12 protein-coding genes and 1 tRNA gene are annotated in these 11,360 nt (G+C 66.3%); 12 read left to right on the top strand and 1 reads right to left on the bottom strand.

The window, feature by feature from the left end:
• The 11 genes from AB7U46_RS16565 to AB7U46_RS16515 all read left to right on the top strand — a co-directional run.
• Window positions 1–514: SufD family Fe-S cluster assembly protein (locus AB7U46_RS16565; protein WP_428338093.1), on the top strand; the 514-nt coding region annotated here is incomplete at its 5' end.
• A 96-nt stretch (window positions 515–610) separates the two neighbouring features.
• Window positions 611–1,144 carry a hypothetical protein gene (locus tag AB7U46_RS16560; protein WP_428338092.1) on the top strand — a complete coding sequence of 178 codons (534 nt, stop codon included), beginning with the start codon at window positions 611–613 and terminating at the stop codon, window positions 1,142–1,144.
• A gap of 137 nt (window positions 1,145–1,281) precedes the next feature.
• Entirely contained in the window at window positions 1,282–2,052 is a 771-nt protein-coding gene (sufC, locus tag AB7U46_RS16555) for a Fe-S cluster assembly ATPase SufC (RefSeq protein WP_428338091.1), read from the top strand.
• Window positions 2,052–3,320 carry a SufB/SufD family protein gene (locus tag AB7U46_RS16550; protein ID WP_428338090.1) on the top strand — a complete coding sequence of 423 codons (1,269 nt, stop codon included), beginning with the start codon at window positions 2,052–2,054 and terminating at the stop codon, window positions 3,318–3,320. Before sufC ends, AB7U46_RS16550 begins: the two co-directional genes overlap by 1 nt.
• Before the next feature lie 7 nt (window positions 3,321–3,327).
• Window positions 3,328–3,819 (top strand): YIP1 family protein, encoded by a 492-nt coding sequence (locus tag AB7U46_RS16545; RefSeq protein WP_428338089.1) that lies wholly within the window; start codon window positions 3,328–3,330, stop codon window positions 3,817–3,819.
• Window positions 3,819–4,406 carry a YIP1 family protein gene (locus tag AB7U46_RS16540; protein ID WP_428338088.1) on the top strand — a complete coding sequence of 196 codons (588 nt, stop codon included), beginning with the start codon at window positions 3,819–3,821 and terminating at the stop codon, window positions 4,404–4,406. Before AB7U46_RS16545 ends, AB7U46_RS16540 begins: the two co-directional genes overlap by 1 nt.
• A 12-nt stretch (window positions 4,407–4,418) precedes the next feature.
• On the top strand, window positions 4,419–5,639 hold the full coding sequence (locus AB7U46_RS16535; RefSeq protein ID WP_428338087.1) for a cysteine desulfurase: 1,221 nt from the start codon (window positions 4,419–4,421) through the stop codon (window positions 5,637–5,639).
• Between the two features lie 53 nt (window positions 5,640–5,692).
• Window positions 5,693–5,769: transfer RNA gene (locus AB7U46_RS16530), tRNA-Arg, on the top strand.
• A 60-nt stretch (window positions 5,770–5,829) separates the two neighbouring features.
• Complete coding sequence (locus AB7U46_RS16525; protein WP_428338086.1) at window positions 5,830–6,849, top strand: AbrB family transcriptional regulator; 1,020 nt, start codon at window positions 5,830–5,832, stop codon at window positions 6,847–6,849.
• A gap of 152 nt (window positions 6,850–7,001) precedes the next feature.
• A complete protein-coding gene (locus tag AB7U46_RS16520; RefSeq protein ID WP_428338085.1) occupies window positions 7,002–8,720 on the top strand; it encodes a tetrathionate reductase family octaheme c-type cytochrome in 1,719 nt (572 codons plus the stop codon).
• On the top strand, window positions 8,713–9,363 hold the full coding sequence (locus tag AB7U46_RS16515) for a cytochrome b/b6 domain-containing protein (protein WP_428338084.1): 651 nt from the start codon (window positions 8,713–8,715) through the stop codon (window positions 9,361–9,363). Before AB7U46_RS16520 ends, AB7U46_RS16515 begins: the two co-directional genes overlap by 8 nt.
• Window positions 9,364–9,517: 154 nt before the next feature.
• Here the strand turns inward: AB7U46_RS16515 and AB7U46_RS16510 are convergent, their stop codons facing one another.
• On the bottom strand, window positions 9,518–10,078 hold the full coding sequence (locus tag AB7U46_RS16510) for a YcbK family protein (protein WP_428338083.1): 561 nt from the start codon (window positions 10,076–10,078) through the stop codon (window positions 9,518–9,520).
• 325 nt (window positions 10,079–10,403) lie between these two features.
• Here AB7U46_RS16510 and AB7U46_RS16505 point away from each other — a divergent pair.
• The coding region (locus AB7U46_RS16505) for a peptidoglycan-binding protein (RefSeq protein WP_428338082.1) at window positions 10,404–11,360 on the top strand (957 nt) is incomplete at its 3' end.

Genomic DNA, 11,360 nt, shown 5'->3' with positions numbered 1-11,360 from the left:
CACCTGGAAATATCCGAGCTGCATCCTGCGCGGCGACGACACCTCGGGCGAGTTCTACTCGATCGCGATCGCGAACAATTATCAGCAGGCCGATACCGGCACGAAGATGGTGCATCTGGGCAAGAACTCCCGGAGCCGCATCGTCTCGAAGGGGATCTCGGCGGGGCAGGCGCAGAACACCTATCGCGGCCTCGTCTCGATGCACCCGAAGGCGAAAAATTCGCGCAATTATACGCAATGCGACAGCCTGCTGATCGGCGACAAATGCGGCGCGCACACCGTTCCCTATATCGAGGTGAAGAACAATTCCTCGCGCGTCGAGCATGAGGCGACCACCTCGAAGGTCGACGACGATCAGCTTTTCTACTGTCGTCAGAGGGGGATGGACGAGGAAGAGGCGGTCGCGCTGGTGGTGAACGGCTTCTGCCGCGAGGTGCTGCAGGCGCTGCCGATGGAATTCGCGATGGAGGCGCAGAGCCTCGTCGCGATCTCGCTCGAGGGGTCGGTCGGGTGAGGCACGCTGACGCAGGTCACGCTTCCTCCGCGCTCCTGCCCCATTTCGGGCAAGATCGGGTGGTCATGTCGCCTCAGGTGACAGACGGGGAAGACCATGACCATCTCGACGGCATCGTTCAACGAGCGGCTCGACCGGATCGAGCGCGAGCGCAGACGGCACAAGGGCCGGATCGTGCTGCATGTCGGTGCGGAAGAGGTCATGGTGAAGACGCTCGAGGACATGTCGGTGAAGATGCAGGGCGCGAAGCGGGCGAAGACCTCGGGTCTCGTGCTGATGATCGCCGGGGTCTTCGGCGTGCTGGCCTTTGCCGCGAGCGTCGCGCTGCGCGCGCGCTTCCTGCCGCTGCCGGCGCCGGAACATGTGCTTGGCGACGTGCCGATGGCGATCGGCATCGGGCTGGGCCTGATCGTCGCCTCGGTGCTCGGCCCGCTTTTCGGGCTGAAGGGCACCTCGGCCTGGATCGCGCAGGCGACGGGCGTGATCTTCGCGGCGGCGACGCTGCACAACCTCGCCTTCTGGGTGCCGGAAGAGGCGAGCCTCGCCTTCACCAAGGACTGGGTGCAGCTGCAGCAAACCGCGACCGCGCCCGATTCGATCGTCTTCCGCGAGAAGATCTTCGCGCTCTGATCCCGGGCGCCAATCCTTCCTGCACGAGCATGACGCGCGTGGCCTCAGGGCTGCGCGCGCTGTCGCGTGCTTTTCCGAAATCTGCCCCGATGCTGTCGTGCGACGGCAGGGCCGCCGCCATCGACTGAGGACGAAAAATGCTCGAAATCAAGAACCTGCACGTCAAACTTGAAGGTGAAGATAAAATTATCCTGAAAGGCGTGAACCTCACGGTCGAGACCGGGAAGGTGCATGCGATCATGGGGCCGAACGGCTCGGGCAAGTCGACGCTGTCCTATGTGCTTTCGGGGCGCGACGGCTACGAGGTGACCGACGGCTCCGCGGTGCTCGACGGGCATGAGCTGCTCGAGATGGAGCCGGAGGAGCGCGCCTCGGCCGGTCTTTTCCTCGCCTTCCAGTATCCGGTCGAGATCCCGGGCGTCGGCAACATGACCTTCCTGCGCACCGCGGTGAACGCGCAGCGCAAGGCGCGCGGCGAGGAGGAGCTCTCCGCGGGCGAGTTCCTGAAAGTCGTGCGAGAAAAGGCGAAGACGCTGAAGATCGACGCCGACATGCTGAAGCGGCCGGTCAACGTCGGCTTCTCGGGCGGTGAGAAGAAGCGCAACGAGATCCTGCAGATGGCGATGCTCGAGCCGAAGATGTGCATCCTCGACGAGACCGACTCGGGCCTCGACGTGGACGCGATGCGGCTCGTCGCCGAGGGCGTGAACGCGCTGCGCGCGCCCGATCGCAGCTTCCTCGTGATCACCCATTATCAGCGCCTGCTTGACCACATCAAACCGGATGTTGTGCATATCATGGCCGACGGCCGCATTATTCAGACGGGCGGGCCGGAGCTGGCGCTTGTCGTGGAAGAGAACGGCTACGCCGACATCCTCAAGGCGCATGGCCTCGCGGAGGGCGTGTGATGGCTGTGGCGCTGAAAGAAAAGCCGGGCGCCGCGCGGATCGCGGCGCTGGCGCTGCCCGAGGGGATGGCGGCGGGGCGGCGTGCGGCGCTTGCGCGGCTCACCGAGATGGGCCTGCCCGGGCGGCGGGACGAATACTGGCGCTGGACCGATGCGGCGGCGCTTGCGGCCGAGGCGCCGGTGCCGGCGGCTGCCACCACCGATGACGAGGCGCCGCTTTTCGATGCGATCGACCGGCTGAAGATCGTCTTCACCGATGGCGTCTTCGATGCCGCGGCCTCGGACGATCTGGCGGGCGCGGGGATCGAGATCACCCGTCTCGCCGGGGCGCCGGAGTTGTCCTGGGCGACCGGGTTCTATGGCACGCTCGAGGCCGCGGGGCAGTCGCCCGTCGCGCGCCCCTTTGCCGCGCTCAACTCTGCGATGGCGAGCGATGGCGTGCTGATCCGCGTCACGGGCAAGGCAACCAAACCCGTGCATCTGATTTATGTCCATAAATCAGAGACCTCCGATCCGATCCTCCACCACTGCGTAAAATTGGAGGAAAACGCGGAACTCACGCTGCTCGAGACCGGCCCGGCCGGGGCGCGGTTCAACAAGGTGCTCGAGGTCGATGTCGGCCGCGGCGCGCGCTTCCACCATATCCGCGCGCAGGGCCGCGACCATGATCGCCGCGCGATCACCCATATCTTCGCGCGCGTCGCGGCGGAGGCATTGTTCAAGAGCTTCACCCTCACCGTGAACGGCGTGCTGACCCGCAACGAATGCGTGATCGACATTCTGGGCGACGATGCGGTGGCCCATGTCGCGGGCGCGGCGCTTGGCGATGGCGCCTTCCTGCATGACGACACCGTCTTCATCACCCATGCGGCCGAGCGCGGCGAAAGCCGGCAGGTGTTCAAGAAGGTGCTGAAACATGGCGCGGTCGGCGTGTTCCAGGGCAAGATTCTGGTGAAGCCCGGCGCGCAGAAGACCGATGGCTATCAGATCAGCCAGTCGCTTCTGCTCGACGACGACAGCCAGTTTCTCGCCAAGCCCGAGCTCGAGATCTACGCCGATGACGTGAAATGCTCGCACGGTTCCACGACCGGCGCGATCGACGAGACGGCGCTGTTCTACCTGCGCTCGCGCGGCGTGCCGGTGGCCGAGGCGACCTCGCTCCTCGTGCTCAGCTTCGTCGCCGATGCGATCGCCGAGATCGAGGACGAGACGCTTGCGGGCGAGATCGTCGCCCGGCTCGAGGGCTGGCTCGCGCGGCACCGGGGGTAAGGTTCGAATGGCGGCGGTCGACGATATCCTGCGCAGCTATCGCGCGCCGCGGGCGGTGGTGCGGGCGCATTTCGCGCGCCGCCGCTCCGAGGGGCGGGTGTTCTCCTTCCTGATCGCGGCGCTGATCGTGATCCTGATCGGGATGTGGCCCGAACTCGCGCGGCAGAACTACCTTGCGCCCGAGCAGAAGATGCCGGTGCTGGTGATGGGGCGCGCGCTGGCACTCCTCGCCACCGTGCCGGTCTTCTACGCGCTCGCCGCGCTCGGCCCGCTGATCTCGAAGATCTTCGGCGGGCGGGGTGACTGGTATGGCGGGCGGCTGTCGCTGTTCTGGGCGCTCTTCGCGGTCTCGCCCTTGATGCTGTTGCAGGGGCTCGTCGCCGGCTTCATCGGCGATGGGCCGCAGCTGACCGCGGTCTCGCTGGTCGTCTTCGCGGTGTTCCTGTGGTTCTGGCTCGCCGGGCTCACCGTCACCGAATTCGAGCGCGAGGCCCCCTGATGGAGCGTCTGCTCGTCGATCTGGTCTGGCGCTCGCTGCGCGAGCCGCGCTCGGTTGCGCGCTGGCTGATCGCGACGGCCCCCTCGCGCGAGGCGCGTCTGCTGGGCCTTCTGATCGTGATGGCGCTTTCGGCGACCTTCGGCCTGCTGGCGGAGATGCTGTTTTCCTTCGTGACGAAGATCGACCTCGGCGATCTCGGCTCGCCCTTTGCGATGGCCGCGCTGCAGGGCGCGATAATCCTTTACACCGCCTTCGCGATGACCGTCTTCGGGCGGCAGTTCGGCGGCAAGGGGCGGTTCGAGGACGCGCTGCTGCTCGCGGTCTGGATCGAATTCGTGCTGATCGTGGGGCAGGGCGCGCAGATCCTGATCATGGTCTTCTTTCCGCTCGTCTCGACGCTGGGCACGCTCGCGCTTTTCGCGCTGATGTTCTGGCTGCTCGTGCAGTTCACCGCGGCGCTGCATGGCTTCACCAATATCCCCGCGGTCTGGGGCGGGGTGATCGCGGTCTTCTTCGGCTCGGCGCTGGTGCTTGGCGCGGTGATGCTGAGCCTTGGAATCACGCCGCCCTTCGTGGTGGCGCAGTGAAAGGGATGGATGATGTATGACGTGATGCGCGTGCGCGAGGATTTCCCGATCCTGAGCCGCAAGGTGAACGGCAAGCCGCTGGTCTATCTCGACAATGGCGCCTCGGCGCAGAAGCCGCGCTGTGTGATCGAGGCGATGACGCGGTTCTACGAACACGATTATGCCAACGTTCACCGCGGGTTGCACACGCTTTCGACGATCGCGACCGAGGCCTATGAGGGCGTGCGCGGCAAGATCGCGCGCTTCATCGGCGCGCCCTCGGAAGAGGAGATCGTCTTCACCACCGGCTCGACCGAGGGGATCAACATGATCTCCTACGCCTGGGCAGCGCCGCGGCTGAACCCGGGCGACGAGATCGTGCTGAGCGTGATGGAGCATCACGCCAATATCGTGCCCTGGCATTTCCTGCGCGAGCGGCAGGGCGTGGTGCTGAAATGGGTCGAGATCGAGCCCGACGGCAGCCTCGACCCCGAGAAGGTTCTGGCCGCGATCACCCCGCGCACGAAGCTGATCGCGGTGACCCATATGTCGAATGTGCTCGGCACGCTGGTCGACGTGAAGGCGATCTGTGCGGGGGCGCAGGCGAAGGGGGTGCCGGTGCTCGTCGACGGCTCGCAGGCCTCGGTGCATATGCCGGTCAACGTCGCCGAGATCGGCTGCGATTTCTACGCGATCACCGGGCATAAGCTTTACGGGCCAAGCGGTTCCGGTGCGATCTTCATCCGCCGCGAGCGGATGGACGAGATGCGCCCCTTCCTCGGCGGCGGCGACATGATCGCCGAGGTCACGCGCGACAATGTCACCTACACCCATGCGCCGCTGAAATTCGAGGCCGGCACCCCGGGCATCGTGCAGCAGGTGGGCCTTGGCGTCGCGATCGACTATCTCACCGGGCTCGGCATGGCGAATGTCGCCGCGCATGAGGCCGATCTGCGCGCCTATGCCGAAAGCCGCTTTGCCGGGCTCAACTGGCTGAATATCCAGGGAAATGCACCGCAGAAGGGGGCGATCTTCTCGCTCACGATGCAGGGGCCGGCGCATGCGCATGACATCTCGACGATCCTCGACAAGCGCGGCGTCGCGGTGCGTGCGGGCACCCATTGCGCGATGCCGCTGATGAGCCATCTGGGCGTGAGCGCCACGGCGCGCGCCTCCTTTGGCCTTTACAACACCCGCGAGGAGGTCGACGCGCTGGTCTCGGCGCTGGAGCTTTGCCAGGAGTTGCTTGGCTGAGCACCATTCCCCGTTGCAGCCCCCGTTGCGATCGGCTATGCAACGCGAGCGCGGCACCCATAGCTCAGCTGGATAGAGCGCTGCCCTCCGAAGGCAGAGGCCAGAGGTTCGAATCCTCTTGGGTGCGCCACTTCCCCGCCGCGAGATCATGGCCCCGGGACCGCAGCGGTCACCGCCGGGGCGCCCTGCGATGATGATGACGACGCTGCGCCCGCTGGGCCTGACATTGCTTTTCGCGCTGATCGGCGCCGCGGTGCTCACCGCGGTGGGCTTTCCCGCGGGCGCGCTGATCGGGGCGGCGCTGGCCGTCGCGGGCGCCGCCGCCGCGCGCGTCGCGGTCGAGATCCCGCCGCGGCTGCGCGATCTCGCCTTCACTGCGATCGGAGTCTCGCTCGGTTCCGGCGTCGATCCCGATATCGGCCGCCATCTCGCCGCCTGGAGCCTCAGCCTCGGTTTTCTCGCCGTCTCGGTGGTGGCGACGCTGTTCGCCGGCGCCGTGGTGCTGCGGCGGATGTTCGGCTTCTCGCGCGAGACCGCGCTGCTCGCCACCGCGCCCGGCACGATGTCGAATGTGATCGCCCTCGCGATCGAGGGGCGCGGCCAGATGGAGCCGATCATGGTGTTGCAGGTGATGCGGCTGCTTGCGCTTGTGCTGCTTGCTCCGCCGATGGCGGCGCTTTTCGGTCATGCGCCGGCGGTGCCGCCCGCGCGGGTGCCGATGGAGCTTGCGCCGCTTGGCGCGCTGCTCGCGGTCGCCTATGTGGCGGGGATCGTGGGGCAGCGGTTCCGTCTGCCCGCGGCCTGCCTGCTTGCGGGGCTCGTGCTGAGCAGCGTCGTGCATGGCGCGGGGCTGGTGACGGGGGCGATGCCGCAATGGGCGCTTTTCCTTGGCTTCACGCTGACGGGGGCGGTGCTTGGCACGCGGCTGACCGCGGTGGGGCTTGGTGCGATCGTGCGGATGGCGCGGGCCGGGGGGGTGCTGATCGTCGTCACGCTTGCCACCTCCTTCGTCTTCGCGCTTGCCACCGCGCTTGCGACGCATCTGCCGCTCGCCGAGGTCTGGATCGCCTTCGCCCCGGGCGGGGTCGAGGCGATGGCGGCGGTGGGCCTCTCGCTCGGCTTCGATCCGGCCTATATCGCGCTGCACCACTTCGCCCGCATCGTCACCCTGCTGATCGTGCTGCCGATCGCCGCGCGCCGCGCCGCCTGAGCCTTCCCCTGCGACAGGATGTCCCGGGGGTGCGGCGGGTTTGTCGCAGGGCCTTTCCCCTCACGTTCCTGTTATTCGAATTCTTCGATGCATCTTTTCCCCCGCAAGGGGGGTGAACGGCTTCGGCCCCCGGGCCGGAGAGGGGAGGAACCATGAAGCTGAGCAGCTTGCAGATCACCGCCTTCGTGGCGGCGTCGATTCTTGCGGCGGGCCCCGCCCCGGCGCAGGAGGCCACGCCCGCGGAGCCCGCGCCCGAGATCGGCGCGATGTCGCGCCCCGATCCGATGGCGCTTGCGCAGGCGCGTGCCGCGCATATGAGCGATCCGGTGGAGGCGGCGACCGCCGACCATTCGAAATTCGACATTCTGAAAGGGCCGTTCCACTCCGGCCCCGAGGTCACCGCTGCCTGCCTGAGCTGCCATACCGAGGCGGGCAATCAGGTGATGCATTCGGTCCACTGGAGCTGGACCTATCAGAACGAGAAGACCGGCCAGACCCTTGGCAAGGCGCATGAAATCAACGCGTTTTGCGGCAATGTCGCCTCGAACGAGACGCGCTGCACCTCCTGCCATACCGGCTATGGCTGGACCGACGTGCGCCAGCCGATGCCCGACGATCCGACCCGGGTCGACTGCCTCGCCTGCCACGACACCTCGGGGCAATATGCGAAACAGGACAACCTCGCCGGCAATCCGCCGCTCGATCCGGTCGACCCGAAGGGCAAGACGATCACCGGCAAGGCGGTCTGGCCCGTCGATCTGTCCAAGGCGGCGATGTCGGTCGGCGCCCCCACGCGCGAGAATTGCGGCAATTGCCATTTCTACGGCGGCGGCGGCGACAATGTGAAACACGGCGATCTGAGCTCGGCGCTCTTCGATCCGCCACGCGCGGTCGATGTGCACATGTCGAAGGACGGCGCGAATTTCACCTGCGAGGCCTGCCACGTTTCCGACAAGCATGTGCTCGCCGGCTCGCGCTATGAGACCGATGTGGTCGATCCGCATGCGACCGACCGCAAGCCGGGCGAGATGCGCGACACCGCCTCCTGTACCTCCTGCCATTCGGAGGAGCCGCACAAGGGGCCGAACCCGCTCATCGCGATGAAACTCAACGATCACACCGATCGCGTCGCCTGCCAGAGCTGCCACATTCCGGAATTCGCGCGCGGCGGCGTCGCGACGAAGACCTGGTGGGACTGGTCGACCGCGGGCAAGCTCAAGGACGGCAAGCCCTATGCCGAGGAGAACTTCACCCAGTCCGACGGCAAGGAGCTGCACACCTATCTGACGATCAAGGGCGATTTCAAATGGGGCGAGAATGTCGTGCCCTATTACGCCTGGTCGAACGGGGTGATGACCTACACCATGCCCGAGGAAAAGATCGACCCGACCCAGATCGTCGAGCTGAACAAGATCGGCGGCCATCCGGGCGACAAGGATGCGCGGATCTTCCCGTTCAAGCAGATGGCGGGCAAGCAGGCCTATGACACCGAGCGCGACGTGCTTCTGTTCAACCACGTCTATGGCCCGGGCGACGGCACTGCGCTCTGGTCCTATTACGACTGGTCGAAATCGCTGAAGGCGGGGATGGACTATGTCGGTCTGCCCTATTCCGGCAAGTTCGACTTCGTCGAGACGCATATGTACTGGCCGATCGCCCATATGGTCGCGCCGAAGGAAGACGCGCTGCGCTGCGAGAGCTGCCATGCCCCGAACGGGCGGATGGCGGGGCTTGCGGGGATCTACGTTCCCGGCGGCGGCATCAATATCGGCGGCAAGATCGGTCTGGTGATCCTCATGCTGGCGGCGCTCGGCGTGGCCGGTCACGGGATCCTGCGGGTCTTCGGCCGCAAGGGAGGGCATCATGGCTGAGCATTTCGTCAAGGTCTACACGCGGTTCAACCGGCTCTGGCACTGGTCGCAGGTGGTCTCGATCCTGCTGTTGCTCTTCACCGGGGCGCGGATCCTCGGGCTGCATCAGGTGCTGCCCTTCGGCCTGGCCGTCACCGTGCATACGGTGGTGGCGCTGGCGCTGCTCGTACTTTGGGCCTTCGCCACCTTCTGGCTTTTCACCACCGGGGGCTGGCGCCAGTTCATCCCGCGGCTGCATGGGTTTTTGAAGGTCGCGCGCTTCTATGCCTGGGGTGTGTTCCGCGGCGAGGAGCACCCCTATCACAAGACCTTCGACCGGCGGCACAACCCGCTGCAGGCCTTCGCCTATTTCGCGCTGAAGATGGCGCTCTTCCCGGCGATCTGGATCTCGGGGCTGATCTATCTGGCCTATGATTTCTGGGACGCGGCCGACGGGCAGGCGTTCTGGCTCACGCTGGTCGCGAATATCCATGTGCTCGCCGCCTTCGCGATCGCGGCCTTCGTGGTGATCCACATCTATCTGCTGACGATCGGCCACGGCTTCCGCGAGCATGTGCGCCCGATGATCACCGGCTTCGACAAGGTCGATCTTACCCCGGAGGAAGAGGCCTATCTCGGCCAGAAGGGGCTGCTCAAGGACTGAGCGCCTCCCTTCCGTCCCGTCATCGCAAGGCCCCCGGAAACGGGGGTCTTGCTTTTTCGGGATCTTGCGAAGGAATTTCGGAAATATCCGGAAAATGAAAAAGCGCCGCGAGGGCGGCGCTTCTTTCAGGGCAGCGGATCTGGCGTAGATCCGATCAGCCGTTCCAGGTGCGGACCTGGCCGCAATCCATATGCACGAAATTCGAGCGCATGTAGCGACCGACACCGCCCGCGTGGCAGGCCGTCGCCGCGGCGTAGATCTGCGGCACCGAGCGCGAGGGCAGCCGCAGGTCGGCGGCCATGCCCTTCATGTGCAGCGAGTTCTTCGCCACCCCGCGCGAGCGCGAGCGCAGCATCGCATTCGTCGCCGGCGAGCGATAGCCCGAGAGCAGCATGTAAGGTTCGGAAGTGTCCATCAGCCGGTGCGAAGCGGTGGCGATGTCGAGCGTGCGCGGATCCATCACGACCGTCTGGTCGGTCCGCCAGTCACGCATGAAGTGATTGATTTCCTTGAGCGCTTCGGGGATGTACTCGCCCTCGATCCAGTAGATCGTGTCGATGCTCTCGCCGGTGCGACCGGAGTACATCTTGATGCGGCGGATATCACCTGCGCCGCGCAGGAAACCGAAAGCGTTGGAAGTGGTCGGAGCGGCCGTCACCATGGTCGCAGCGAAGGCCGCGAGAAGTCCGCGGCGCGAAGTGTTCATCGTGCTCATTCCTAGTTCGCCTGTCCTACGTCTGCCGTTTGGCTTTGCCGTCTTGGTCTGCGGCTTTACCTGCCTTTAACCCTCTAGCATGGCCAATTTATGGCACAAGGCGATTCTTCATCCAACAGCGGATTCGCCGCAGGTTCCCCTGCAAGGGGGAAATCGGCGGAAACTTGCGCAGAACGCGCGGAAAGCCTTGGCTGTGGCGGGCTTGCATCTGTTTGTGACACGATTGCGGCGGATCCGGGCCCTTGGCGGGCGGGCTCTGGACATGCCCGCGCTTTTCCGTGACCTTCGGGAAATCAGGGATTTCTGTGCTTTAGAGGGTGGTGGGATGAAGACGGGGGCGATCGTCCGACAGGGCCGCGCCGCGATGGTGGCGGTGCTGATGGCGGGGGCATGCTGGAGCGGGGCGGCCGGGCCGGGCGCCGCGCAGAATCTGGCGCCGGCCGCGGTGCTTTCGGGCTATACCCAGGCGATCGCCGAGGCCGCGGCCGCCGATCCCGCGCTTGCCGCCTTCTACGCCGCGCGCGGCTATCAGCCGATCTGGACCTCGGGCGTCGATGCGCCCCGCCGTGCCGCCTTTTTCGGCGCGCTCGACGCGGCGCCGGCGCAGGGCCTGCCCGCGGCGCGCTACGGCGCCGACGATCTGCGCGAGAAATTCGCCTCGATCCGTTCCGAGCGGGAGCGCGGCCTGCTCGAGGTCGCGGTCTCGCGCGCCTTCCTGGCCTATGCGCATGACGTGTCGAACGGCGTGCTCGAACCGAAGAAGGTCGACGCCGGCCTCGTGCGCGAGGTGCCTCGGCGCGATCCCGGCGCGCTGATCACCGCCTTTTCGCTCACCGACACCCCGGCGCGCTATCTGCGCGATCTCGCGCCGAAATCGCCGCAATATGCCTGGCTGGTGAAGGCGCGGCTCGAGATCGCGACCCAGATCGCCGCGGGCGGCTGGGGCGAGCCGGTGCATGCGAAATCGCTGCGCCCGGGCGACGAAGGTCCGGCGGTGATCGCGCTGCGCGACCGGCTGCAGGCGATGGGCTACCTCGGCCGTTCCGCCACCGCGCGTTACGACGGCGCGATGCAGAAGGCGGTGCAGGATTACCAGTTCGACCTCGGGCTGAAGGCCGATGGCGTCGCCGACGCGACCACGCTGACCGAGCTCAACCGCGCCCCGCAGGAGCGGCTGCGCTCGATCCTCGTCGCGATGGAGCGGCTGCGCTGGATGAACGGGCTCGACCTGGGCACCCGCCACATCTGGGTGAACATCACCGATTTCTCGGCGCGCGTCGTC

Source organism: Paenirhodobacter sp. (assembly GCF_050177655.1).
Taxonomy (GTDB): Bacteria; Pseudomonadota; Alphaproteobacteria; order Rhodobacterales; family Rhodobacteraceae; genus Rhodobacter.
The sequence above is the reverse complement of the archived record's forward strand: the minus strand, read 5'-3'. Positions and strand labels throughout refer to the sequence as shown.

Coding starts and splice junctions, on each gene's coding strand:
- AB7U46_RS16560 (WP_428338092.1), top strand. CDS start 611: ATGACCATCTCGACGGCATCGTTCAACGAGCGGCTCGACCGGATCGAG.
- sufC (WP_428338091.1), top strand. CDS start 1,282: ATGCTCGAAATCAAGAACCTGCACGTCAAACTTGAAGGTGAAGATAAA.
- AB7U46_RS16550 (WP_428338090.1), top strand. CDS start 2,052: ATGGCTGTGGCGCTGAAAGAAAAGCCGGGCGCCGCGCGGATCGCGGCG.
- AB7U46_RS16545 (WP_428338089.1), top strand. CDS start 3,328: ATGGCGGCGGTCGACGATATCCTGCGCAGCTATCGCGCGCCGCGGGCG.
- AB7U46_RS16540 (WP_428338088.1), top strand. CDS start 3,819: ATGGAGCGTCTGCTCGTCGATCTGGTCTGGCGCTCGCTGCGCGAGCCG.
- AB7U46_RS16535 (WP_428338087.1), top strand. CDS start 4,419: ATGTATGACGTGATGCGCGTGCGCGAGGATTTCCCGATCCTGAGCCGC.
- AB7U46_RS16525 (WP_428338086.1), top strand. CDS start 5,830: ATGATGATGACGACGCTGCGCCCGCTGGGCCTGACATTGCTTTTCGCG.
- AB7U46_RS16520 (WP_428338085.1), top strand. CDS start 7,002: ATGAAGCTGAGCAGCTTGCAGATCACCGCCTTCGTGGCGGCGTCGATT.
- AB7U46_RS16515 (WP_428338084.1), top strand. CDS start 8,713: ATGGCTGAGCATTTCGTCAAGGTCTACACGCGGTTCAACCGGCTCTGG.
- AB7U46_RS16510 (WP_428338083.1), bottom strand. CDS start 10,078: ATGAGCACGATGAACACTTCGCGCCGCGGACTTCTCGCGGCCTTCGCT.